At 38.4% G+C, this 25978-nt stretch carries 25 protein-coding genes; 17 read left to right on the plus strand and 8 right to left on the minus strand.

What is annotated here, in order from left to right; all coding sequences use genetic code 11:
* The first annotated feature begins 44 nt into the window (after nt 1–44).
* The 5 genes from HHL23_RS13075 (at nt 45) to HHL23_RS13095 (ending at nt 4477) form a co-directional block, all read left to right on the plus strand.
* Nucleotides 45–650 (plus strand): LemA family protein, encoded by a 606-nt coding sequence (locus HHL23_RS13075; protein WP_169235230.1) that lies wholly within the window; start codon nt 45–47, stop codon nt 648–650.
* The gene (locus HHL23_RS13080) at nt 650–1081 is read left to right on the plus strand and encodes a TPM domain-containing protein (RefSeq protein WP_169235231.1); all 432 of its coding nucleotides are present in this window, start codon (nt 650–652) and stop codon (nt 1079–1081) included. Before HHL23_RS13075 ends, HHL23_RS13080 begins: the two co-directional genes overlap by 1 nt.
* Entirely contained in the window at nt 1062–1877 is an 816-nt protein-coding gene (locus HHL23_RS13085; protein ID WP_169235232.1) for a TPM domain-containing protein, read from the plus strand. The genes HHL23_RS13080 and HHL23_RS13085 overlap by 20 nt, the downstream gene beginning before the upstream one ends.
* Before the next feature lie 188 nt (nt 1878–2065).
* Nucleotides 2066–2587, plus strand: coding sequence for an NAD(P)H-dependent oxidoreductase (locus HHL23_RS13090; protein ID WP_169235233.1), 522 nt, complete (start codon nt 2066–2068; stop codon nt 2585–2587).
* A 3-nt stretch (nt 2588–2590) separates the two neighbouring features.
* A complete protein-coding gene (locus HHL23_RS13095; protein WP_169235234.1) occupies nt 2591–4477 on the plus strand; it encodes a monovalent cation:proton antiporter-2 (CPA2) family protein in 1887 nt (628 codons plus the stop codon).
* 1 nt (nt 4478) lies between these two features.
* Here the strand turns inward: HHL23_RS13095 and HHL23_RS13100 are convergent, their stop codons facing one another.
* Nucleotides 4479–5306, minus strand: a complete 828-nt coding sequence (locus HHL23_RS13100) for a head GIN domain-containing protein (protein ID WP_169235235.1) — start codon at nt 5304–5306, stop codon at nt 4479–4481.
* A 59-nt stretch (nt 5307–5365) separates the two neighbouring features.
* Here HHL23_RS13100 and HHL23_RS13105 point away from each other — a divergent pair, with 59 nt between their 5' ends.
* Entirely contained in the window at nt 5366–7507 is a 2142-nt protein-coding gene (locus HHL23_RS13105; RefSeq protein ID WP_169235236.1) for a M3 family metallopeptidase, read from the plus strand.
* A 166-nt stretch (nt 7508–7673) separates the two neighbouring features.
* The gene (locus HHL23_RS13110) at nt 7674–8051 is read left to right on the plus strand and encodes a YchJ family protein (protein ID WP_169235237.1); all 378 of its coding nucleotides are present in this window, start codon (nt 7674–7676) and stop codon (nt 8049–8051) included.
* Nucleotides 8052–8087: 36 nt separating this feature from the next.
* On the opposite strand, the gene HHL23_RS13115 is transcribed toward HHL23_RS13110, so the two are convergent.
* Entirely contained in the window at nt 8088–8588 is a 501-nt protein-coding gene (locus HHL23_RS13115; protein WP_169235238.1) for an FKBP-type peptidyl-prolyl cis-trans isomerase, read from the minus strand.
* A gap of 116 nt (nt 8589–8704) precedes the next feature.
* Entirely contained in the window at nt 8705–8956 is a 252-nt protein-coding gene (locus HHL23_RS13120; protein ID WP_169235239.1) for a VF530 family protein, read from the minus strand.
* A 172-nt stretch (nt 8957–9128) separates the two neighbouring features.
* Here HHL23_RS13120 and HHL23_RS13125 point away from each other — a divergent pair, with 172 nt between their 5' ends.
* The 5 genes from HHL23_RS13125 to HHL23_RS13145 all read left to right on the plus strand — a co-directional run bounded on the left by HHL23_RS13125 (nt 9129) and on the right by HHL23_RS13145 (nt 13205).
* Nucleotides 9129–10223 (plus strand): sensor histidine kinase, encoded by a 1095-nt coding sequence (locus HHL23_RS13125; protein ID WP_169235240.1) that lies wholly within the window; start codon nt 9129–9131, stop codon nt 10221–10223.
* A 2-nt stretch (nt 10224–10225) separates the two neighbouring features.
* Nucleotides 10226–10900, plus strand: a complete 675-nt coding sequence (locus HHL23_RS13130) for a LytR/AlgR family response regulator transcription factor (protein WP_169235241.1) — start codon at nt 10226–10228, stop codon at nt 10898–10900.
* Nucleotides 10901–11106: 206 nt separating this feature from the next.
* Nucleotides 11107–11838 carry a dioxygenase family protein gene (locus tag HHL23_RS13135; RefSeq protein WP_194306304.1) on the plus strand — a complete coding sequence of 244 codons (732 nt, stop codon included), beginning with the start codon at nt 11107–11109 and terminating at the stop codon, nt 11836–11838.
* 123 nt (nt 11839–11961) lie between these two features.
* A complete protein-coding gene (locus HHL23_RS13140; protein ID WP_169235242.1) occupies nt 11962–12603 on the plus strand; it encodes a pirin family protein in 642 nt (213 codons plus the stop codon).
* 101 nt (nt 12604–12704) lie between these two features.
* Nucleotides 12705–13205, plus strand: a complete 501-nt coding sequence (locus HHL23_RS13145) for a hypothetical protein (RefSeq protein WP_169235243.1) — start codon at nt 12705–12707, stop codon at nt 13203–13205.
* 65 nt (nt 13206–13270) lie between these two features.
* Here the strand turns inward: HHL23_RS13145 and HHL23_RS13150 are convergent, their stop codons facing one another.
* A complete protein-coding gene (locus HHL23_RS13150) occupies nt 13271–14296 on the minus strand; it encodes an LLM class flavin-dependent oxidoreductase (RefSeq protein ID WP_169235244.1) in 1026 nt (341 codons plus the stop codon).
* A 108-nt stretch (nt 14297–14404) separates the two neighbouring features.
* On the opposite strand from HHL23_RS13150, the gene HHL23_RS13155 reads away from it, so the two are divergent.
* Nucleotides 14405–15211: a TraB/GumN family protein gene (locus tag HHL23_RS13155; protein WP_228464745.1), complete on the plus strand. Its 807-nt coding sequence runs from the start codon at nt 14405–14407 to the stop codon at nt 15209–15211.
* A 61-nt stretch (nt 15212–15272) separates the two neighbouring features.
* Here the strand turns inward: HHL23_RS13155 and HHL23_RS13160 are convergent, their stop codons facing one another.
* The gene (locus tag HHL23_RS13160; RefSeq protein ID WP_169235246.1) at nt 15273–17414 is read right to left on the minus strand and encodes a S9 family peptidase; all 2142 of its coding nucleotides are present in this window, start codon (nt 17412–17414) and stop codon (nt 15273–15275) included.
* A 370-nt stretch (nt 17415–17784) separates the two neighbouring features.
* Here HHL23_RS13160 and HHL23_RS13165 point away from each other — a divergent pair, with 370 nt between their 5' ends.
* Together HHL23_RS13165 and ygiD are read left to right on the plus strand one after the other, a co-directional pair.
* Nucleotides 17785–18297: a YceI family protein gene (locus HHL23_RS13165; protein WP_169235247.1), complete on the plus strand. Its 513-nt coding sequence runs from the start codon at nt 17785–17787 to the stop codon at nt 18295–18297.
* A 158-nt stretch (nt 18298–18455) separates the two neighbouring features.
* Nucleotides 18456–19283, plus strand: coding sequence for a 4,5-DOPA-extradiol-dioxygenase (gene ygiD / locus HHL23_RS13170; protein WP_169235248.1), 828 nt, complete (start codon nt 18456–18458; stop codon nt 19281–19283).
* Between the two features lie 188 nt (nt 19284–19471).
* On the opposite strand, the gene HHL23_RS13175 is transcribed toward ygiD, so the two are convergent.
* The 3 genes from HHL23_RS13175 to hutH all read right to left on the minus strand — a co-directional run bounded on the left by HHL23_RS13175 (nt 19472) and on the right by hutH (nt 23167).
* Nucleotides 19472–20965 (minus strand): S8 family peptidase, encoded by a 1494-nt coding sequence (locus HHL23_RS13175; RefSeq protein ID WP_169235249.1) that lies wholly within the window; start codon nt 20963–20965, stop codon nt 19472–19474.
* Nucleotides 20966–21081: 116 nt separating this feature from the next.
* On the minus strand, nt 21082–21528 hold the full coding sequence (locus HHL23_RS13180) for a GNAT family N-acetyltransferase (protein WP_169235250.1): 447 nt from the start codon (nt 21526–21528) through the stop codon (nt 21082–21084).
* 148 nt (nt 21529–21676) lie between these two features.
* Nucleotides 21677–23167, minus strand: a complete 1491-nt coding sequence (gene hutH, locus HHL23_RS13185) for a histidine ammonia-lyase (RefSeq protein ID WP_169235251.1) — start codon at nt 23165–23167, stop codon at nt 21677–21679.
* Between the two features lie 136 nt (nt 23168–23303).
* Here hutH and HHL23_RS13190 point away from each other — a divergent pair, with 136 nt between their 5' ends.
* Both HHL23_RS13190 and uvrC read left to right on the plus strand, forming a co-directional pair.
* Nucleotides 23304–24065, plus strand: a complete 762-nt coding sequence (locus HHL23_RS13190; protein ID WP_169235252.1) for a hypothetical protein — start codon at nt 23304–23306, stop codon at nt 24063–24065.
* 87 nt (nt 24066–24152) lie between these two features.
* A complete protein-coding gene (uvrC, locus tag HHL23_RS13195; RefSeq protein ID WP_169235253.1) occupies nt 24153–25949 on the plus strand; it encodes an excinuclease ABC subunit UvrC in 1797 nt (598 codons plus the stop codon).
* Nucleotides 25950–25978 lie beyond the last annotated feature (29 nt).

Consider the following 25978-nt stretch of genomic DNA (forward strand, 5'->3'; position numbering starts at 1 on the left):
ATTTGTATATTTGATTAGCACAAAAAATTAAAAAAAAATAAACTATGAAAAATAAAGGCTGCCTAAGTGCAGGAACTATCGGTATTGCTCTACTTCTTATTGTAGGTGTAATATTCTTCTGGGGGAAAAACGGGTATAATAATTTTGTTTCAAAAGAACAGAACGTGAATTCCAAATGGTCTAATATTGAAACAGTCTATCAGAAAAGGGCCAACCTTATTCCTAACCTCGAAAGAACAGTTAAGTCCTATTCAAAATTTGAACAGGAAACACTAACCAAAGTTGTGGAAGCACGCTCTAAAGCTACTTCTATTAACATTGACCCTACGAATATGACAGAAGCAGACATGGCAAAATTTCAGGCTGCACAGGGAGAATTATCCGGAGCCTTAAGCAGATTGATGGCTGTGGTGGAATCTTATCCGAATTTAAAAGCGGACCAGCAGTACATCAACTTCCAGAGAGAGTTTACAGCAATCGAAAACAGCATCAGAACCGAAACGGTTTATTATAATGACGCTGCCAAAGATTACAATACAACGATCAAAACATTCCCAAACAACATTCTGGCGAATTTTACAAACTTTAAAGAAAAACCTTTCTTCAAGGCTGAAGCCGGTGCAGAAAAAGCGCCTGAAGTATTTAAATAATGAACAACCGCTTTCTGACAAATCAGCAAATCACTTCCCTGGTGGAAGCGATACAGTCGGCAGAAGAACATTCTACAGGCGAGATCAGGATACACATTGACTCGAACACCGAAACCCAAAATGCGGAAACTGCATTTGGAGTTTTCAAAGAACTCTGTATGAATAAAACTGCCGACAGAAATGCTGTGCTTTTTCATGTGAATTTCGAACAGAAATACCTTACCATCATTGGGGATATCGGAATTCATGACAAAGTACACCAGTCGTATTGGGATCACCTCCACGACTACATCACTGCTGAATTTGCCAAAGGAAATTATTATAAAGCTTTAAAAAGCGGCATCCTGGAAACAGGTCTTGAATTAAAAAAATATTTTCCTGTTCAGGGAAAAAATCCCAATCAGCTATCTAATGAAATTACGTTCTCTTAAACTGGTATTTTCATTTATACTCTTCTGCTTTTACACTTTTGTATCAGCACAATACACGATTCCGCAAAAACCTGCGGTTCTGTATCCTGTGTTTGATGAAGCAGGACTGCTTACCCAGCAGCAAAAAGATGAACTGAACAATAAGCTGATCAAATTTGCAGACTCTACTTCCACGGAGATTGAAGTCATCATTATTCCTTCCACAAAAGGAGAAGATGTCAATTTTCTAGCGACCATGTTCGGTGAGCAATGGAAAATCGGAAAAAAGGGAGTAGATAATGGCGTCGTTTTCCTTATTGCGACTGAAGACAGAACAATGTCTATTCAGCAGGGACGAGCCGTAGAACAATATCTTACAGCTTCCGTAGCAGGACAGATTCTCGATTATATTGTCACGCCTAATTTCAGGCAGGGGCAATGGTATGAAGGTATCAACCGGGGAACCTCAGCAATTATGGAGGCGGTTCAGGGAAAATTCAAGCCTACGGAAACCTCAGCACCTTCCGGCAATGGAAGTGCATTTAAGATCATTCTTATTGCATTTGTCATTTTCATCCTTCTGGCTATTATCTTTGGTAACAGAGGTGGCGGAGGAGGCGGTGGCAATAATGATGACGATGATGTGATCATTACCAGAAGAGGACGCAGAAATTACCCCGGCGGGTTCTTCCCTTTCCCTGGCAGCTTCGGAGGAGGAGGCTTTGGTGGAGGAAGTTCCGGCGGAGGCGGTGGTGGATTCGGCGGTTTCGGCGGCGGAGGAAGCTTTGGCGGAGGCGGTGCTTCCGGCGGATGGTAATTAAAAAATAACGACATTCAATATAATCGGGCTGACTGCCCGATTTTTTATTTAATATGCTACAAATACGTCACTTCTTTATTTTATTTAACACTAAAGTCAACTTTACGTATTAAAAAATTAACAAAACCACACAAAAACCGTCTTTTATTCAATATTTTTTCGCTATATTTACTGAAAACAGGTTCATGAAGAAGACGCTGGTAGTTTTTGCACATCCCTATTTAGAGCACTCCAATTCCAACGTAGAGCTATTTAATTTCTATGTCCGTCACCAGCACTTTACCCTCAGAGATCTTTACGAAGAATATCCGGATTTTCATATTGCGGCATTCAGGGAGAGAAAAAGATTAAGGAACTATGACCGTTTTATTTTTCAGTTCCCACTCATCTGGTTTGGAATGCCTCCTTTATTAAGATTATGGATCGATGAAGTTTTCGACAGAGACTGGCTCCGGGAAGGCGAAACCAATCCGCTGGAAGGTAAAGAGATTTACATTCTGATTACAACCGGAGGAAAAGAAAGGTCTTTCAGCAAAACCGGAACGTATCAGTATACTATCGAAGAACTAATCAGCGGGCTGATTGTTTCTTTAAAGGTTTTCAAAGCCGATATCAAACATATCAAAATCGTTTACGAAGCTAATAAACTGAGCAAAAAAGATATTATTTTACATAAAAAAGAATTTACAGAACTACTCAATCAATAACATATGGAGTCCAGCTTAGCGATGAATACATTACTTTTCTTAGGTGTAGCCATTATTATGGTTCCGCTGGCTAGAAAATTTGGTCTGAGTTCGGTGATCGGCTATATTTTAGGCGGTATCATCATTGGTCCTTATGTTCTTCGGCTTACCGGAAAAGATGTCAATGATATCATGCATGCCAGTGAATTTGGGGTGATCATGCTTCTTTTCCTGGTTGGACTGGAACTGGAACCCCGGAAATTCTGGGAAATGCGGAAGAAAATTGTGGGCCTGGGGCTTACGCAGATGCTGCTTTCTATTTCACTCCTTTTTCTGGTTTTCATCAGTGCCGGATGGAGAATAGATAAGGCCATTGCTATTGCGATGTGTTTTGCGCTCTCTTCTACGGCTATTGTACTGCAGACTTTACAGGAAAAAAACAACTTTAAAACCATGGCCGGAGAAGCTTCCTTCTCTACCCTTCTGTTTCAGGATATTGCAGTGATCCCTATCCTCGCCATCCTACCTATCATCGCGAATTATAAATCAAGTCATCACAATAACGAAATTCAGATTATCATACAGAAACTTCCGGAGTGGCTACAGGCCGGAACCGTGATTTTAGGTGTTGCTATTTTGATTCTGTTAGGAAGATATGTATTCGTTCCCTTTTTAAGATATGTTTCAAAGTCAGGAATGACGGAACTGCTGACCGCTTCCTCTTTATTCCTTGTGATCGGAGTTTCGGAGCTTATGGCCGCAATAGGGCTTTCACCTGCGTTGGGAGCTTTCCTTGCCGGGGTAATGCTTGCCAACAGTGAATTCAGGCATGAACTGGAAGCACAGATCAATCCTTTTAAAGGGCTTCTATTAGCCGTATTCTTTGTCAGTGTAGGCTCTACCATCAATTTTAATATTATTCAGCAGGATCCTTTATTTATTTTCTCTACTGTTTTTGCCGTATTGGCTGTAAAACTTGTTGTTCTCTATGCCATAGGAAAGTTTTTTAAGATGGATACTCCACAGAGTTTATTTTATGCATTTGCTCTTTCTCAGGTAGGAGAGTTTGCTTTTGTATTGATTAATTACGCTTCGGATCTTTATCTCCTGAGTCCCGAACTTAATGCTCAGATGATGGCTGTCACGGCGATCACGATGTGTATTACCCCTATCCTTCTGATCATTAATGATAAATTCATTACGCCTAAATTCATAAAGGAAATTCCTGATGAAGAGAACGATTTCAATATTCTTGACAATGATGTTAGCCAGAAGAAGATCATTATTGTAGGTTTCGGACATTTCGGAAGTACGGTAGGGCGTCTTTTAAAGGCGAATAAAATCCAGGCAACAGTTCTGGACAGAGATTCTGACCGTGTGAAACTATTGAGAAGCCACGGTTTTAAAGTATATTATGGAGATGCGACAAGAATTCCTACTTTAAGGGCTGCCGGAATTGAAGATGCTGAACTTTTAGTGCTATGTCTTGATGACCGGGATGATAATAAATTTATTGCAGATCTGGTGCGTGAACATTATCCGAAGGTTAAAATTTTTGTAAGAGCCAAAAACAGGATCGATGCGTATAACTACCTCAATAACGGCATTGAAAATATTTACCGTGAAACATTAGGAACCGCTGTGGATATGGCGATAGACGTTCTTCATGAAACCGGAATGCGAAAATATGCGGCCAGACGGCTTGGACAAAGATTTATGGCAATAGACAAAGCTTCCATAAGAAGGCTGTCCAAAGCAAAAGAAGATGATGAAATCTTATCATTCACCACAAAAGAATTCCTCCAGCGTGAGGAGGAATTATTGGCTTATGACAATCTTAATTTTGATAATAGAGATTGGGAAGGCTCCTCGTCAGTAGATGATGACAATGACGAGGAAACTCCGAATTGATTTATTGGATACTGACGCTTCCGCCGCTACTTTCCTGTTTGGTTACATTTTTAAGCTCTCCTTTTTTAGAAATATCTACACTTCCTCCGGAAGAAGCTTCGGCATCAACTGAAGCAACAGCGCTAACCTGAAGGCTAGCCCCACTGGATGCGTCGGCTTTTACATTGTCTGCAATAAGATCTTTGGCTGAAATACTACTCCCAGATGAAGAAGTGATATCAGCATTTTTACTTTTCCCTGAAATATCAAGACTTGCCGCTGAAGAAGCTTCAATATCAAGATCTACCGCCCATACTTTTCCACTGTAACTGCTGCTGCTTCCTGCTGAGATATCGAAATCATTGGCTTCCAGATCTCCTGTCACACTGGCTGCACTGGATATATCAATGCTTACTTTTTCCTGTGTGAATTTATCTTTTATAGTGATGCTCGCTGCAGAATTGGCCGTAAGTTTTGAGAAATCTTTCGTATAAATTTTAGCTTTTACATTATGGCTGTTCATCACTCTGATTCCTTTTTTGTAATGGATATGAAGCTTTCCGCCATCGTTATCCACAAGAATTTCGTTGATGATATTTTCAGGTGCAGAAATAACCACTTTCTCTGTTTCAGATTTGATCACCTCAGCATCGATAGCCTGAGAAACTTCTATTTCGTCAAAATTTCCGTTAAATTCTTTCTCTTTGACCGGGCCGCTTTCTTTGTCAATCACTTTATCTACCCAGCCGTTACCATTATTGTCATTATCATTGTTTCTTTTATTATGATTTTCATTGCATGAGGCCATCAGCGCGAAGGCTGACAACATAAAAAGAGTTGTTGATTTCATGTTTACTGCGTTTATAAATTAAGTTTTTAATATCTTTATACTTTAATAACAACTAATTTATGAAAAATATTTCATCGGTATTGTTAATTTCTGCACTGGCACTTAACCAATCTTGTACTACAATGAAGAAAACCGATACTCAACAGGAGATTCCTGTTACCGATCCATCCTTATCTTCAAACCCTTTTATGAAGAAAAGCAAGCTTCAGTATGAAGCTCCGGAATTCGATAAAATTAAAAATGAACATTTCAAACCTGCTTTCGATTTTGGACTTAAACAGCACGATGCTGAGATCCTGAAAATCGCCAATAATCCGGAAGCTCCTACTTTTGAAAATACTATTGTTGCTTTGGAAAAAAGCGGCGAAGTTTTAAAAAGAGCCACTATTGTATTTTCCAATCTTACAAGCGCCAATACCAACCCTACCCTTCAGGCTTTAGATGAAGAATTTGCTCCTATTTTTGCAGCCCATTCCGATAAAATGTACCTGAATGAAAATTTATATAAAAGAATCAAATCTATCAAAGAAGACGGTTTAGATTCAGAGAGTAAAAAACTTGTTCAGTACTACAAACAGAATTTTGAGATTGCAGGTGCTAATCTTTCTGCAGCAGATAAAGAAAAATTAAAGCAGATCAATCAGGAACTGGCTTCACTTTCCACGCAATATGCCAATAAACTATTGGAAGCAAGAAAGCAGGGTGGTGTATTTTTCTCTGATGCGAAGGAACTGGACGGTCTTTCTGCTGACGAAATCGAAGCAGCAGCAACGGATGCTAAAACAGCTGGACAACCGGGAAAATATCTTCTTGCCCTTCAAAATACAACCCAACAGCCTCTTCTTCAGAATCTGAAGAACAGAGCTGCCAGAGAAAAGCTGTTCAAGGCATCATGGCTTAGAGCTGAAAAAGGTGATGGAAATGATACCCGTGAAACGATTGAAAAATTAGCTAAACTAAGACTTAAAAAGGCCCAGACCTTAGGAAAAGCAAGTTTCGCTGAATGGAAACTTCAGGATCAGATGGCTAAAACACCGGAAGCAGCAACTAAACTGATGAACCAAATTGCTACTCCTGCAGTGGAAACTGCAAGACGTGAAGCAAAAGACATCCAGGATCTGATCGACCAGCAGAAAGGCGGTTTCAAAGTTGAGCCATGGGACTGGAATTTCTATGCAGAACAGGTGAGAAAAGCAAAATACGACCTTGATGAAAACCAGATCAAACCTTACTTTGAAGTGACTACTGTTTTGGAAAAAGGAGTGTTCTATGCCGCTGAAAAGTTCTACGGACTTACTTTCAAAAAGAGAACTGATCTTCCGGTTTATCATCCTGACGTGGTAACCTACGAGGTTTTTGACCACGATGGAAAATCTATCGCAATCTATTATCTCGATTTCTATACCAGAGATTCTAAAAATGGTGGTGCATGGATGAGTAACTTCGTTGAGCAGTCTTATCTTTTAGGAACAAAACCTGTCATCGTCAACTGTTATAATTACCAGAAGCCAGCTCCAGGAAAACCATCTCTGATTAGCTATGATGATGTGTCTACGATGTTCCATGAGTTTGGACATTCTATCCACGGTATGTTTGCAAACCAGAAATACCCATCGCTTTCAGGAACCAGTGTTCCGAGAGACTTTGTGGAATTCCCATCACAGATCAATGAGCACTGGGCTCTGGATCCTGTAGTTCTTAAAAACTATGCCATCCACTACGAAACAAAACAGCCGATCCCTCAAACTTTAGTTGAAAAAATCAAAAAGGCATCTACTTTCAACCAGGGATATATGACGACAGAACTTGTTTCTGCGGCAGCTCTGGATATGGACTGGCACACTGTGACCAATGAAAGTCAGTTGATTCCGGTTCTTGATTTTGAAAAACAATCATTGGCCAGCCACGGATTTACATTAGCTACGGTACCTCCTAGATACCACACTCCTTATTTTGCCCACATCTGGGGCGGAGGATACTCTGCAGGATATTATGCTTACCTATGGTCTGAAACTCTTGACAATGATGCATGGGAATGGATCAAAAGCAATGGAGGTCTGACGAGAGAAAACGGTGACCGTTTCAGAAAATATATTCTTTCTGTAGGAAATTCTGTAGACCTTAACCAGGCATTCAGAGATTTCACGGGACATGATCCGGATATCAAACCTTTATTGAGAAACAGAGGTTTTATAAAATAAATTGTACAAAGAAGCATTCGATTGGATGCTTCTTTTTTTATGTAAATGGCTAAATTCCTATTGAATAAAAGAGATTATATTTTGAAACGTTTGTTGTGTCTAAAGGGCTAAAGCTCTTTCCTATTGATAAAATTTTTATTTTTGTTGTTCAAAAAAATTAAAAAATATGAATTGTCCCTGCTGTTCAGGAAAATCTTATGAAGAATGCTGCAAGCCTTACCACACGGGAGAAAAGCATGCTCCTACTGCAGAAGCTTTGATGCGTTCCCGGTTTTCGGCATTTGCCATTCCGAACGGAGAATATCTGATGGAAACTACATTTCCGGCAAAAAGGAAATTTCACAATAAAGAAGACCTCCAGGAATGGGGTGAAATTAATGAGTGGACGAAATTGGAAATTATAGATACACCTTCTGTCAGCCAAGTTGAATTTAAAGCCTTTTATACCAATGAAGAAGGGGATAAAGAAGTCCATCACGAATTATCAGACTTCAAAATGATTCAAAACCGTTGGTTTTATGTGAGTGGAAAATTTTTAGAATAAAAAAATGTCCGAAAAAATCGGACATTTCTTATAGTTTTAGTGAGCATCAGTTCCGTCAACACCATGAGCGTGACCATGGGCCAATTCTTCTTCTGTCGCAGGACGTGTATTTACAATTTCCACTTGGAAATCTAAAACTTTCCCAGCCATTGGATGGTTAAGGTCTGCAATTACAGCCTCCGGAGTTACGTCTATTACAAATGCCTGGAAATTATTTCCCTGACCATCTGATAAAGGTAAAATAGCTCCTACAGGAGGAATTCCCGCTTCCTGAAACATATCGATAGGCAATTGCGTGATTGAATTCGGATCTTTCTCTCCATAAGCTTCTTCTGCTTCAATAACAAAAGCTGCTTTATCACCGGCTTTCAGGCCCAGGATGTTTTGTTCAAACTTTGGAATCATCATTCCTACACCATATAAAAATGTAAGTGGATTTTCGGCTGTTGTTTCTTCTACAAGAATCTTACTTCCATCTTCTTCGATCGTGTGAAGTATGTAACTTACTGCTACAACATGGTTGTTTTCAATTGTCATATTTTTTCTTTTTTTTCGTGATGTTTTTTCACGATTAACAGCACAAAGATAGTATTTTTGAAATGATTGATTATGGAAAACACGTTAAAACAGAAATCTTAAAACACCAGTCTTCTTTACTTTCCTTCCTTTGTTTCGTTTCGTTTTTTCTGTCTCAATACATAAAGATACAGGCTTTCTACCTTGGTTCTTGCCCAATCTGTTTTTCTCAGAAACTTCAATGAAGACTTTATACTTGGATTGTCTGTAAAACATTTTATATTGATCTGCTCGCTAAGTTTCTCGAAGCCTTCATAGTATTCTACCAGTTCTTCAAGAATGGCATCGAGTCTTTTTCCGTGTAATGGATCTTTGGACGATTCCTGCATTGCTATTTTTTTGTAAAAGTAGAATATTATAAGCTGATATGGAAATCTCACCGTTCATATTCCAGCAACCGTTCAACATAAAATACTGAATTCAATTAAAATTATTTTAAAAGATTTTCTCCCCACTTTTAATTACATTTGGATAACAAAAAACAAATACTATCATTTTTCATTGAAAAAACTGTTGCCACATATCATCCTCATTCCCTTGCTGCTAACCATTCCAGTGGTTTCTTCTCCGGATTTTGACGGGACACTTTCTGTTTTCAGGGTTTCTCCTTTTCAGAGAGAGTTTATACGTTTTGTATTGGTCATTATTTTCTTTTATATCAATCTCAATATTTTCCTTCCAAAGTTTTACAGCAGAAAAAAGTATGGGATATTTGCCTGCTGTATCATCCTGAGTTTTGGGATCATGGTTTTCATGCCTTATTATCTAACATCTCAACATATTTTTGTTTCAGAGCCGTCTTCTATGAGTATGACACCACATGAAATGATGCCATTGCCCAATGGGAACCCATCTCCCCCACCAATGGAGAATGCCTCTCCTTCCGGAAATTCGGGACCCAGAAATGACGGTTCCTATTACCAGATGATTTTCGCCTCGGTGCTTCCTTTTCTGTTTTCTTTTTTGTCCTCGCTTTTCATTTTCCGGAATATGGAGAAAAAAGAACTGGAAAGGTCAAAGGCCAAAGCCGAATTATTAAATTTAAAATATCAGCTGCAGCCGCATTTTTTATTCAACATTCTCAACTCTGTTTATTCACTGGCACTGATGAAGTCTGATGATGCCCCGAGTGGAATTTTAAGGCTTTCCAATGTCATGCGGTATGTGGTCCAGGAAAGCAGTAAGGATTTCGTTGACTTAAGCAGGGAGATTGAATATTTAAAAGATTACACAGCTCTTCAGCTGATCAGAGCAGACAGCAGTCTGGATTTTTCTTATACGGAAGATGGTGAAACGGAAGGCCTTCAAATCGCACCTTTTATTTTGGTTAATTTTATTGAAAATGCATTCAAATATGGTCTTAATGCGGAGGAAAATTCTAAAATAGCGATCAAAATCATGATAAAGGAGAAGGTTTTAAGCTTTAATGCCTTTAATCATATTGTCAGTCTGAAAACTGCCGGTGACAACAGTCTGAAAGTAGGAATGAAAAACACGGTGGAACACCTGAACCAGGTTTATCCTGAAAAACACAGCCTGAATATCCATAATGACGGCAACACTTTTGATGTAAATTTAAAAATTGATTTAACCTAAATATGATAAGAGCTATTGCTTTGGACGATGAAATTCTTGCGCTTAAAATCATTGAGAACTATGCCGGAAAAATTGAAAACCTTTCGCTTGAAAAGATCTTCAATATTCAAAGTGATGCTCAAAGATATCTTAACAAATTTCCTGTTGACCTCATCTTTTTAGACATTGAAATGCCGTCTAAAAACGGTCTCGATTTTTATAAAAGTATTTCCCAGAACACCAAAGTTATTTTCACAACCGCTTATTCCGAATATGCGGTGGATGCTTTCAGTATCAATGCAGTAGATTACCTGCTAAAACCTTTTTCTTTTGAAAGATTTAAAACTGCGGTGGAAAAAGTGAAATTGAACAGTGTGACCGATGATGTACAATATCTTTCTATCCGTGCAGATTATAAACTCCACAAGATCAATTTTAATGACATTGTACTGATTGAAGGGCTGGACGACTACATCCAGATTCATCTTAAAGACAACTCAAAGATCACGGCACGCTCCTCTATGAAGAATATTCTGGAAAAACTTTCTGAAAAGGACTTCATCAGAGTTCATCGTTCTTATATTGTTCCTGTTAACAGCATCCGAACGATTGTCAACCGTAATATTCATATTGGGGAATTTGTTATTCCTATTGGGGAAACGTATAAAGAGGTGGTAATGGCCATTGTCAATAAATAGCCGTTTCCATTCTACGTCTTCAAATTTCATTCTCCTTTTCTTCTGGAAATATTCTTAACATTTCTTAAAAATAAGGGTTTAACCGACACATTTTATCCGTTTACCTCATAAATTTCCGGGAGGCTTATTTTCAAAATACATTTGGTCTAAGAAACTGAAAGATGGAAACTGACATCTTTTATCATATTAACCTTAAAGCACATATTATGAAAACAATCAACAGAAAGGACTTTTTGAAAAGCCTTGGTTTAGCAGGTGTAACCGCTGTTGCTGCCCCTCTTTTAATCCATTGTGGAAGTGATGATGACGTGATCACTTCGTCCACAACTGATTCATCTGGCACATCTACAGGATGTTCTGTAACGAATTCAGAAACTGAAGGCCCCTTCCCTACTAAAACGCCATCAAGCCTTGTACAGAGTAATATTGTAAGTGACAGAACCGGTGTTCCTTTCACCATCACTCTTACCATCCAAAATGTGAATGCATCATGCGCTAATTTGCAAGGAGTCTTAGTAGACATCTGGCACTGCGATAAAGAAGGAAATTATTCTGAATACGGCGGAACGGGAATGCAGGTTACCAATTATACTTCCGTACACTTTCTAAGAGGAAGACAGACCACGGATACAAACGGACAAGTGAATTTTACGTCTATTTTTCCAGGTTGGTACAATGGAAGAGCAACTCATATTCATGTACATGTTTACAATGCTTCCGGCCAGTCACTTCTGGTAACGCAGATTGCTTTTCCTGAAGGAAGCAGCAGTGCAGTAGTACTGGTAGCAGCAAGTACAGGCTACAGAGGAATGACCGGGTATACCTATAATGCAAATGATAACGTGTTCAGTGACGGAACCTCCAATGAAATGTCCAGTATTTCGGGAAGCGTAAGCGGAGGTTTTGCTCTGACCCATACCATAAAAGTTTCAGCCTAAGAGCTGCTAGTTATTATCATTTCCGTACGCGCACAGATCATGGGAAACATATATATGTGAAGTGTTAACTCAAAGGCCAATATCTGTGCTGTGCGGAGTATTAATTATTTAAATGAAAAAGTCGTGTTAGTCCAGAGCCCTTCAAGAATATTTAAGTCTGATCTTTCCGTATGGAAAAGAGAAAGATCCTGTTTCACCAATACAATAAACACCGATGATCATTCGGCGTTAAAGAATGTATCTGAAATTGTGCTGGAAGGAAATGGAGATTATGATTTTTATTATCAGAAAAACAGCAGTATTCTGGTTGTTGTCCTGTATGGAGAAACTTTAATCAGTGGTTTTACAGAACCTTTTATTGCCGGACAGATTTTTACAAGGCTGGCTAATGAAAGTGGCATTCTGAATTTCAAAAATAATCTCCGGAACGAAAAAACAGATATTCTGATTCTGGAATTAAAAAACAGCAGTTCTGAAAATTCTTTCTCTGTGGAAGATCTAAATTTCCATGAAAGAAATGCATTGCTTCAGATCTCTGAACATCTTGGATATCCCAATTTCACCGGTATTTACGATGGTAGAAAGGAACAGGAATATGTTCTTCAAAAAAAAGAGGGATCCATATTTGGAATGGTTATCAATGGCGCTTTTGAATTTCAAAACAGATTAATGGAAACTAGAGATGCTATTCTACTTAATGGAATTGAAACCCTGGAGTTTGAAGCTTTAAGTGAAAATGCGCTCCTGATTTTCTTAGAGATTTGAATGACCGTTATTTAATAAATGTTAGATATTTTTTTCATATCATTTTGTAAAGATCAGGGCAGTTTTTCAGGATCTGCCCTGTTTATTAAAAATTTAAGATCATGAAAGCTAAGATAAAACTTGCGTTCCGTATAGTGATAGACCAGAATTCTACGATGCCGTGGGATCAGTATGTCTTTGAAGACACGTACTTCGAATATAAAATTCAACATCAGGTTTTTGATGACAAAGAAAATCCAGTGAAAAATTACTGGGAACTTTTAGCCGTGAATTCTCATGCGGACAGAATTCCTTTTCTGCTAAGTTCTTCTGCTGCTAATTATGTTTCTCAACTTAATGGCATTATTAAAAGTCTGCCAGATGTTTTGGGAAATACGTTCTTTGCTTTTGAAAATTTTAAGCTGGATCTTATCAGTTCCCATATTGAAGATCCTTCAAAACATAAAATAGGGCTTACTTTTTATACACCTGATCTTTTTCTCATTGATATTATTGATAGCCGGTATCTTTTGAGCCGGAAAATTTCGGAAGGAAATGGTTTTGAAACGTTCATGTTTGCATTCCATCCGCAGGTGGCAATAGCTTATTATGAACCTCTATAAATGGTAAAAACTGATCTGAATTTGTAAATAAAAAACCTCCGCTGAACAATAGCGAAGGTTTCTTTTTATAGATTCTGAATAACCGGTTTTACCTTGTCACCAAATAATTCAATGGATTTCATCATAATATCATGAGCAGGATCACCAATATCCATATGCCCAATGAATCTTGTGATTCCAAAAATCTCTTTCATGTAAGCGATTTTATCAGCAACTTCTGCCGGATTTCCGATGAATAATGCGCCTTCTCTTGCTCTTCCTCCGTCATATTGCATTTTCGTGTAGGGAGCCCAACCTCTGGTTGCCCCAATCCTGTCCATCTGAGATTTATAGGTATTGAAATATCCTTCCACAACAGCCTGATCATCGCTTACAAAGGTGTGTGAATGAATAGCGATCTGCATTTTGGATACATCATGTCCCGCTTTCTGATATTCCTGTTTGTAAAATTCTATTAAATTTTTAAACTGTACCGGCATTCCTCCAATGATGGCTACCACCAAAGGCATTCCTAATTTGGCAGCACTTAAAACAGACTGCGGAGTTCCCCCTACCGCTCTCCAGATCGAAAGTTTCCCATCATTTTTTGCTCTCGGATAAACCGTTTGATTCTGCATCGGTGCCCGAAGTTTTCCTGACCAGGTAACATTTTCTTCTGAATTGATCTTTAACAGCAATTCCAGTTTTTCGTCAAAAAGTTCTTCATAATCATTCAGTGAATATCCGTAAAGTGGAAATGATTCAATAAAACTTCCTCTTCCTACAAATATTTCAGCTCTTCCGTCTGATATCAGGTCTAAGGTTGAAAAATCTTCATATACTTTTACGGGTTCTGAAGAACTTAAAACCGTAACACCACTTGCCAGTTTTATATTTTTAGTGATACTTGCAGCAGCCGCCAGTACCATTTCCGGTGACGAAACCGCGTAATCCGGACGGTGATGTTCTCCCATTGCAAAAACATCAATTCCTACCTCATCCATTAATTTTACCTGCTCCAATATTTCACGGATCTTTACGCCTGCATCTCTATATTTTCCGGATGCCTGATCAAAAGCCAGATCACCAAACATTCCTATTCCTAATTCCATATTTTTAGATTTTAGATGAACAAAATTACGAATGAAAAAAGTCAAAAACATTGATGTTTGTTAAGAACGGATTTTACCTATATTTGAATCTTTCTTATAATGATAAAAATGAAACATACCTTAACAGCGTTCTTACTTCTCCTAACCAGCTTCTGTTTTTCACAAAGCAAGACCGAAATCTATGTTATCGGCAACATCCATGATAGTGTACCCAATTATCATCCTAAAATACTCTTCGACATACTTGATAAAGTAAAACCGGATATCACCCTTCATGAAGTGGATAGCCAGGGAATGAAAGAATACGAAAATGGCATTAAGATTACAGAAAACGAGATCAAAGCAAGCAATGCTTATCTGAAAAAACATCCGAAAACATTAAGATTCCCTTTTGATTTTGAAGGAAGAAATCAGTACAGAAAAGACAGAGGAATGGTTCCTACGGATAATTTATCTGTGAAACTGCTTGACAGTCTTTATAAAGCAAAAAAACTATCCCATTCTGAGGTGAAGATCTATGAAAACTTCAGCAATCTCACAAAAGAGCTAATGAAGATTGCAGAATTATCCCCGGAAAATTTTAATAATGCCACTACCGACCAGATCTCAGGAAAAAGACAGAATGCCCAGTACTCAGAACTTTTAAAGATCATTGAAGCAAGACCTGAATTTGCAAAAAGATTTGTTGTAAAGCCAAACGGTGAAAAGATCAGCTACAGAGATGGTTTTAAATTAATGTCAGGATTCTGGGATCTCCGAAACCAGACCATGGCTAAAAACATTTACAAGATTGCAGAAACCCATCCCGGCAAAAAAATCGTTGTTCTTACAGGTTTCCTGCACAGGTACTATATATTAAAAGAGCTGAAAAGAATCAATAATGGCACTTATGTGATCAAAGAGTTTTATGATTGATTGGTGAGAAAATAGTTTCAATATTAAAATAAAAATCCAGCCTTGCGGCTGGATTTTGTTATTATTTCTTTAGATTCTGATCAAAATAATCTGTTACTTTTTGCATCAGGTGAACTCTATCTTTCCCAATCACATTGTGCGGATGTCCCGGATAAGCAAAGTAATCCAACTGAACTCCAATATCTACCGCGGATTTGATAAATTTAATGGAATGCTGCCATACCACCACATCATCCTGAGCACCATGGATCATGAGTAATTTTCCTTTTAAATTCTGAACTTTATCAAGAAGATTAGCTGCAGCATATCCCTGAGGATTTTCCTCCGGTGTATCCATATATCTTTCTCCGTACATGATTTCGTACATTTTCCAGTCGATAACCGGTCCTCCGGCAACGCCTACTTTAAATACATCCGGCTTACGAAGCATGAAGCTTGTTGTCATAAATCCACCGAAGCTCCATCCGTGAATTCCCATTTTTTGAGCATCAACGTAAGGAAGAGATTTTAAATAGTCCACTCCTTTCATCTGGTCGTTCATTTCGGTTGTTCCAAGGTTCCTGAAAACAGCCTGTTCAAATTTCAGTCCACGGTTGGCAGAACCTCTTCCATCCATTGTGAAAATGATGTATCCGTTTTGAGCCATATATTCATACCAAAGGTTTCCTGATGCCGGGAATGTATTGGTCACCAACTGAAGGTGTGGTCCGTTATAAAGATAAACGATCACCGGATATTTTTTGTTGACATCAAAATCTGTAGGAAGAATAATCTTTCCGTAAAGAGGTGTTCCATCATCCGCTTTTAATTCTACATTTTTAATTTCAGGTCTCTGATAATTTTTCAATGTATTTTCGGCCGTAAGAATATTCGTTGACTTTGCAGTGCCTGTATTAATAATATTGGCAGATCTTGGTGTTCCTGCATTGCTGTAAATATCATATAAATAATTTCCGTCGCTGCTCAAAATACCTGTATGTACTCCCGCGGCATCGTCTAAACGCTGCATTTTGAAGTTCGTCCAGTTGATCTTATATAAATGTTTCTCCAAAGGAGTTTCTTTCGTAGAAGTGAAATAAATTTCCTTTTTCTTTTCATTAAAACCTAAAATATCGGTCACCAGCCAGTCTCCTTTTGTAATTTGGGCTACCAGTCCTTTTTCAAGGCTGTAATGGAACAGGTGGTTGTATCCTGTTCTCTGACTCTGCCAAATAAAATCTGTATTAGAATTGGGGAAGAAAGTAAGCGGATGCTGAGGCTCTACATATTTGTCGCTGGTTTCTTCAAATAAAGTTTTTACTAAATTTCCTGTCGCTGCATCGTACTGATTCATTTTCACATGATTCTGTCCACGGTTCAGAACGCCTACAAAAATATATTTTGAATCCGGACTCCAGGTAACGGCTGTTAAATACTGATCTTTTTCACCTTCAATTTTCAGAAAAGTAGTTGATTGATTTTTGATATTGTAAACACCCAATGTAACTTCATGAGACTTTTGTCCCGCCATCGGATACTTGATGTTGTGGTTGATAGCTGGAGTTACAGACCAGTCAATAACCGGATAATCTGCTACCATCGTCTGATCCATTCTGTAAAATGCTACCGCTTCAGAGTTAGGAGCTGGAAAAATTCCGGTATCAATTCCGAATTCATTTCTATGCACCGCTGCCCCTCCATTGATAATATTTTCATCGGAATCATTGGTTACAGCGATTGTTTTTCCGTTTTTGTTTACAAATAAATTATTCTTTACCGTAAAAGCAAAAGTCTGGTTGTCTCCGAACATTTTCACGTTGGACGCATTTCCTTCAATTGCAGCAGAAGTTTTTACTTTCCAGTCGTTTCCTGATTTTTCAATCCAGAACATTTTATCTTTCGCGTTGAAATAACCGTTTGAACCACTGATGAATTTAATCTGCGGAACAGCTTTCAGTTTACCATCAGAGAATGATTTGTTTAACTGGGTCAAAGACACAAGCGTATCCTGCTTATTGGTTTTAAGATCGGTCATCAGATATCCGCCCTTTACAGCCTGAATATAAGATTTGCCGTCTGCAGCCCAGGAAAATTGGGAAATATTTTTCACGGCAAGATTCGTTCTCAGTCCGTTTACTGCCTCCGCCATTGTAAATTTTTGGGTCTGTGCGATTGCAGAACTGCCCAAAACCAGCATCAATAAAGAAAATTTATGTAATTTCATTGTATAAAATTGAATCCTTCAAAAATAAGAAATAAAAATCATCCGTTAATAAATGTTAAATTAAAACATTCATAAAATAGGATTAATGTATTGATAAAAATAAATTCTTAACTTAATGGTATGTTTTGCCGAGGAGAAATTGTCGGTTTTGACCGCCTTTTGGAGTGAATTGGAAAAGCTTAATGTGAAAGGTGAGTGGTCAATGGTGAATTCTATTCCAACCGATAATTCACTATTCACTTGCGAAGCAAAATGGACTATTCACCTATAAAAAATACGGGTTATTTCATTTCTTATCCTAAATCAATGACTGGTATATGTTCTCTGTCATACATTTGCAGTATCAATAACAAACAAAAAATACAATACAATGGCAACAAAATGGAACCTAGACCCAACACATAGTGAAATTACTTTCAAAGTAAAACACATGATGATTTCTAATATAAAAGGTAACTTCAAAACGTTCAATGCAGAAATTGAAGCTGAAGATGATACTTTTAGCAACGCTAAAACAACCGCTACGATCCAGACTGATTCTGTATTCACCAATAATACAGACAGAGACAATCACTTAAAGTCCGGTGAATTTTTCAACGCAGAAGAACATCCTTCTATTACATTTGAATCTGAGGCTTTAAATGATAAAGTAACCGGAAATCTTACTGTAAACGGTATTACCAAACCAATTACTTTAGACGTAGACTTCGGTGGAATCAACGTTGACCCTTGGGGAAATACAAAAGCTGGTTTTTCTTTTGAAGGAAAGATCAACAGAAAAGATTTCGGACTGAACTGGAACGCCGCTCTTGAAGCAGGAGGTGTAATGGTAAGCGACGAAGTAAAAATTGCCGGAGAATTACAGTTTGTAAAACAGGCATAATAAAAACGGATTTTTGGTGTAAAAAAAGGAGCCATGAAATGGCGACTTAGCCCAAAATAGGATGCAATCCTATTAAACAAAAAAATTATCCAATTCATAACATAAAAGGTTCAGGGATTTTCTAAAAGCCTTGAACCTTTTTTAATGACCTCCTATTTATGAATCTAAACGATCTGCAAAACATCAGTAACAGTTTTGGAAATACCCAAAGAATGCCCGTTTTATTTCTCGGGCACGGTTCACCGATGAATGCTATTGAAGAAAACCAGTTTGTACAGGGATTCAGAAAAGCGGCGCAGGAAATTCCGAAACCTAATGCCATTCTGTGTATTTCTGCACATTGGTATACACAGGGAACTTTTGTCACTGCAATGGATATGCCGAGAACAATCCATGATTTCGGCGGTTTTCCAAAGGCTCTGTTTGATGTACAGTATCCTGCTCCGGGAAGTCCGGAACTGGCGAAAGAAACGGTTGAGCTTTTAGCACCTGCTTTGGTGGAAGAAGACCACAACTGGGGACTTGACCACGGTGCATGGTCGGTTATTAAACATATGTATCCGGAAGCTGACATTCCCGTTATCCAACTAAGCATAGATTATACAAAACCTCCACAGTATCATTTCGATCTGGCCAAAAGACTGAATAAACTCCGTGAGAAAGGTATCCTGATTATCGGAAGCGGAAATATTGTGCATAATCTACGCCTGATCGACTGGAAAAACATCGATACTGTTGGCGCCGGCTGGGATTGGGCTGTAGAAGCAAGAGAAAAGACAAATAACTGGCTTCTGGACGGAAATTTCCAGCATCTGATAGACTACCAAAAACAGGGGACATTCCTGCAATATGCCATTCCTACACCAGATCATTATCTTCCTTTGATCTATACATTAGGATTAAAAGATCAGGTTGAAAATCTTTCTTTATTTAATGATGAGCTGATCGGTGGGTCATTAAGCATGACAAGTGTAAGGATAGGATAATCTAGATTTCCTCTTTTTCTGCATCCTGAAGGTAAAATACTTGAGGTTTCAAAAAAAGGGAATATCACCAATCCGGACCAGCTCATCAACGAAGGCAATTTTTCAAACAATAAAATTGAAAATATGCTTCCGTTGGATTATCAGCTGGAGACTGAGATATTCCCCTTAGGTTGTTATTAAAATGTATTCTATTGTACGGCTTTCAGAACATTGATGTTTCCGTATCCATAGCTTGAATTTACCGTAGGATAATACGTGGCAGACTGTCTCATTTTATTCAGTACCTGATCTCTTGTCCATGAAGGGTTTTTAGACCAAACAAGAGCTGCGATACCAGCGGTGGCAGCTGTTGCCACGGATGAACCGCCTACATAATCAGCCTGATTGTTATAATAGCTTAAAACTGGAACTGTATTTCCATTGGCTCTTTCCATCTGGAAGGTAAAATCAATCTGGCTTCCGGAATGGCAGACATCACATTTTTGGTTGGAAGTACCTTCCTTCACTCCGGTTACCGCCTGTGTTTCAGACATACTGGCCGGGAAAATAACGCCTACGAAATTGGTAAAGCTCGTGGAAGTTCCTCCTGCACAAAAGATCAGTTTCCCTTTTGAATAAGCGTATTTCACACCATCTTCAATTTTTCCTACAGAGAAAACATGCCCCATCGACATGGAAATAATCTTTACACTTGTATTATTAGCCAGATCGGTAAATGCTGTTTTTACTCCATTTTGTTCGCTGGAAGTTTCCAATACAACATTGGAAGCAGCACGGTAAGTGATCAGATTGGCATTGTAAGCAACTCCTACCGGAAGTCCTGCGTTATTTTTCGGTGCTGCCATCACGGAAGCCATTTTCGTTCCATGACCGCACTGGTCAGCCGGACCGTCTGTGGTAGATCCGTTGACGTAAGATCCGAATTTGTTGATCGTTCTTCCTGAAGAAGCTCCGGTATTAAAACTGCTTCCCAATAGCGTCTGCTCGGGTGAAACTCCTGTATCAATAAGTCCTATGGTAACCCCGGCTCCGGTGCTGTGGCTCCATGCATTGGGAATATTGTGTTGGGTAAATGCCCATGGAACTTTAGCATTGGGGGTGGTAGTGGTATAATCTGCAGCATTTAACGCCGTAGATTCAAATCCGCATCCTGATGAGGAACCGCTGGACTTTGCATTGGGATTAAGGCTGTTTTCAATTTCAAAATAATGATAATCTCCCGGCTCTACATACCGGATGTTTTTCATCTTTCTCAGTGCCATAATAGTTTCCTCTTTTTCTACAATAACATCCATCTGGTTAAGATACTGATCTGATGAGATTAGAAATCTGGTCTGCTCTATCCCTTCGTATTGCTTGATCAGACCTAAAACTTCAGCTTCCATGCTTTTACTGTCAGCGGAAAGACTTCGGTCAAAATCATCTTTTGAAGCTCCGAATCCGATGGATACCATTCTGTTTCCCCTGAAAATTGCGCTCCAAAGCAAGTGATCGGAAGCGTTTTTCCAGTTGAAAGACCCGGTATTCTTGATCGTGCTGTTAATTTCAGCATTGATCTGCTTCCCGGTTAAAGGATCTTTCTGAACATTTTCAATTGTAGGATTTTCGTTTTGAAGTTCATCATTGGTACATGAATTCAAAACAAAAAAGAGTGCCAATAGGTAAAGTACACTTTTTTTCATAGTTTTAATTGTATGGTTTGGAACCACAATATAACACTTTATCGTGACTTAAAAGTTTAGAAAAAGTGAATTTAGTATTACAAGAATATGAATCATTGCCTTTACTTTTTAAAGACTTAGACTACTTTCCCGAAACAAACACTATTTTCAATACCGATATACTGTCCGTAATTGGGAATTCTTATGTAGCCCCATTTTTCATACAATGCAATGGCTTCCGGTTGTTTAATTCCCGTTTCCAAAACACATCTGCTATATCCCTCTTCCTTAGCCCAGATTTCCAGCTCATTCAATATTTTTGATGCGAATCCCTTCCCCCTTTTTTCAGGACCGGTATACATTCTTTTTATTTCTACAGTATCTTCAGAAAAAGGTTTGAAAGCTCCGCAGCCCACCGCAAGATCATCCGAGTAAGCTACCACACAGTTTTTAAGCATGTCAATTGAGTTGAACTGGTGATAAAATTCATGATCTTCCCCATCCCGTACCGCAAGATCGGCATCCAGAAGTTTGACTAAATTCTGAAAGTCAATATCAGAGGAATCTGTTCTTTTTGTAGTCATTGTTTATGCTATTTGATTTAAAAATTCAATACAATTTAAACATTTAAGGATTAAGTTGTAATACAAAAGCTTCCCCTATGAGAGGAAGCTTGGAATTTATTGTTTAATGCAGCGATTTTAATCACTATCCTTGACAATTATTTTTTCATTAAACTTCAACTTTGAATTTTCTTTCGTTAATTAACTCTGCAATCGCCAGCATATCTTTTCCGATCAGTCTGTCGTCTTCCAGTTTTTTAACTTTGGAACGGATCACCGCAACGTTTTCTTCGATGATTTTTGAACATTTGGAAGGTCTTCTGAATTCTAATCCCTGTGCTGCAAACATCAATTCTACAGATAATATATTGACCAGATTTCCTAAAACCTGATTGAACTTTCTACCGGAAATACTTCCCATAGAAACATGGTCTTCCTGTCCTAAGCTTGTCGGGATAGAATCTGCTGATGCCGGGAAACACAATGTTTTATTTTCCGTAACCAAAGCTGCTGAAGTATATTGCGGGATCATAAATCCTGAATTCAATCCTGAGCTTTCCGTTAATAATCTTGGAAGTCCATATTTTCCTTCTAATAATAAATAACTTCTTCTGTCTGAAATATTTCCTAATTCGGCAGCAGCCAGCGTTGCATAATCTAATGGAAGCGCCATCAGCTGTCCGTGGAAATTCCCTCCGGAAATAGATTCTTCAGCACTTAGAACGATCGGATTGTCTGTTACTGAATTCAGTTCTGTTTCAGCCATCAATTTAAGGTGTTCAAATGCATTTCTGCTGGCACCGTGCACCTGTGGCACACATCTCATAGAATAAGGATCCTGAACTCTTTCACATTCTTCATGTGCTTTCATATTTTCAGAACCTTTTAAAAACTTAACCATTCTTGCCGCCACTTTTTTACTTCCCTCGAAAGGTCTGATCTCGTGAAGTTCTTTTTTGAATGGACTTTCAGAGCCTCTGTAAGCTTCAATACTCATGGCTGCAGTCATATCTGCCAGGTTCAGTAAATATTCAAATTTCTCCAAGCCTTTGATGGCATGAGCCAGAATAAACTGAGTTCCGTTGATTAGCCCCAAACCTTCTTTCGGTCCTAATACCAATGGCTCCAGATCATGTCTTTCCAAAACGTCCATTGTTTCAAAGATCTCATCTCCTTCCCAAACCTGCCCCAATCCAAGTAATGGCAGAACAAGATGTGCAAGAGGAGCTAAATCTCCTGAAGCTCCTACCGAACCCTGCTCCGGTACTACAGGAATGATGTCTTTTTCAAGCATCAGGATCAATCTTTCAATTACTTCCAGTGAAACCCCTGAAAATCCCTTGGATAATGCATGAACTTTAGCAATGATCATGATCTTTGAAAATTCCTTATCGATAGGCTTTCCTACCCCTACCGCATGGGAAATAATAAGGTTGTACTGCAGCTGAGCAGTTTCGTCAGCTGATATCTTAGTATCGCAAAGCGGTCCGAAACCAGTATTGATTCCATAGACACATCTATCGGATTCTACTATTTTCTGAACGTTTTTCTGAGATTTTAGGATCTGTTCTTTGGCTACTTTATTAAGTTTAGCCTTGCTTGGCTTTTTACAGATTTCCAGAACATCATGGAAAGTGAAAACATCTACACCGTATATCATTTCTAAAAATTTCCTTAAAATTACGCATTTAACAATAATTGTAAAAGCTAAATTTCACGGTCTTACATTTTTCTGCCATTACGCCAATTAATTTGCTATTTTTACCACCAAAATTAAAAACAATTATCAATAACTTATGAAACTTAAAACTCTACTGCTTACATTATGTCTTGCAGGTACGGCTACTTTCGCCCAGAAAGTAAAATATTCCAGGGAAGACATCAAAAAAATGGAAACTTATCTATTCAACGAGGGCTTCAATACACCGTCTCCTAAGAAAACATCAACTATTGTTTTAAAGGATGGGACCTCTCATAAAGGTTTCTGCGGTAAGATCGAAACAAAAAAAGGACAGATCTTTGAGGTTTCTTTAAAAGACAGCATTACAAAGAAAAATGAAGTCTTTAATGCTGAACAGATCAACGAAATGTATGTATACCCTACCAATGCTGAAAAAATTGCAAAAGTTGGGAAGTATATGGGAAACATCAGAAACTTCGGCACTAAAAAACTGACTAAGAATACTGCCGGTGGCAGAATACATTTTGTCAACCAGACCGTTTCTCTGAAAAACAAAAAAGATGATAAGGAATTTCTGATGCAGCTGATTAATCCTGAATTCAGTGATATCATTTCTGTTTATCATGATCCGAGAGCTAAAGAAACCAATGGGTTCTCTGTGATGGGTTCTCCTCAGCTTGGTGGCGGCGTGATCAAATCTTATTATGTAAAGAAAGGAGATAAGGTCGTGTGGCTTCACAAGGATGATTTCGAAGATAATTACGATTTCCTTTTTGGCGACAATGCAGAATTCGTGAAAAAATATTCTAAAAATTCTGTTGAATGGGATTATTTAAGCTTCCTGATCAATGAATACACGGCAATGACCAACGGATAAAATATTTCATCATAGGACTAAAACTGCAGAAAATTCTGCAGTTTTTTTGTTCTTTTAAATCCCGGATGGATTCCGTAATTTTGTTATATGAATCCTTCTTTAGAACTACAGCTTAAAACTTTACCATCAGAACCGGGCGTTTATCGTTATTATGATAAAAACGACCAATTGCTGTATGTAGGAAAGGCCAAACACTTAAAGAAAAGGGTTCTCTCCTACTTCAATAAAAATCTTCCGGGCTACCGTATTAAAATAATGGTAGGAAAGATCGTCCGTCTGGAAACAACCATCGTCAACAGTGAATACGACGCGCTTTTACTGGAAAACAACCTGATCAAGGAGCACCGTCCTTTTTACAATGTATTGTTGAAGGATGACAAAACCTACCCGTGGATCTGCATTAAAAATGAAAACTTCCCCAGAATCTTCCTGACCAGAAATGTGATCAAAGACGGATCTGAATATTATGGGCCATATGCTAAAGTGCGTCCTGCAAAGATTCTACTGGATACCATCAAACATATTTATAAGCTCAGAACCTGTAATCTTAACCTCGCACCTGCTAAAATAGACGAAGGAAAATATAAAGTCTGCCTGGAATACCATATTAAAAACTGCGAGGGTCCTTGCGAGGACCTGGAAAGCAAGGAAGACTATGATGAAAAGATTGATGCTATCCGTGGGATCATCAAAGGAGATTTCCGGAAAGCAAAAGAATATCTGGTGAATCAGATGATGAAACATGCTGAAAATCTTAAGTTTGAAGAGGCACAGATCATCAAGGAGAGACTGGATATTTTAGAAGATTATCAGGCTAAAAACACAGTGGTAAACCCCAATATTGATGATGTGGATGTTTTTGGAATGACCAGTGATGAAACAGCAGCTTATGTGAATTTCTTTAAGATCAGAAACGGAAATATTATCCAGAGTTTTACAACGGAGATCAAAAAGATCCTTGAGGAAACCGATGAAGATATTATGGAAGAAGCATTGATTGAAATCCGACAGAAGTTCAGCTCTGATTCCAAAGAAGTCCTGCTTCCCTTCCATCTGTCTGTAGAGATCCCAAATGTAAAGCTGATCGTTCCAAAAGTGGGTGATAAAAAAAGGATCGTGGAACTTTCGGAGAAAAATGCCAAGGAATACCGTTTAGAAAAATTAAAGCAGGTACAGATCGTTGATCCGGAAAGACATACCACCAGAATCATGGCTGAAATGCAGAAACTGCTGAGAATGCCGGTAGAACCAAGACATATTGAAGGTTTTGATAACTCGAATATTCAGGGAACCAATCCTGTTTCTGCATGTGTTGTTTTCAAAGACGGAAAACCAAGCAAAGCCGATTACAGAATTTTTCACCCGAAAACGGTAGAAGGCGCTAATGACTTTGCCACGATGGAAGAAGTAATCTACCGCCGTTATAAAAGAATGCTGGACGAAGGAGAAAATCTGCCACAACTGATCCTTATAGACGGAGGGAAAGGACAGCTTTCTTCTGCTGTAAAAAGTTTAAGACTGCTTGGTCTTTACGGCAAAATTACCATTGTAGGAATTGCGAAAAGACTTGAGGAAATTTTCTTCCCTGAAGATTCCATTCCGCTGTATCTGGATAAAAAATCTGAAACACTGAAGATTCTGCAACGGGTAAGAGACGAAGCTCACCGTTTTGGGGTAAAACATCACAGGACGAGAAGAAAAAATTCAACCATAAAATCTGAATTGGAAGAGATTTCGGGCGTAGGAGAAAAAACAATTGAGCTGTTACTTTCTAAGTTGAAATCTGTTAAACGTATCAAAGAATCAAGTATGGAGACTTTGGAAGAGATCCTTGGAAAAAGTAAGGCGAAGGTGATTTACGATTATTTTAACGGTAATTCATAACCACATAAAGCAAATAAAAAGGCTCTTAA

Source organism: Chryseobacterium antibioticum (assembly GCF_012927325.1).
GTDB classification, from domain to species: domain Bacteria; phylum Bacteroidota; class Bacteroidia; order Flavobacteriales; family Weeksellaceae; genus Chryseobacterium; species Chryseobacterium antibioticum.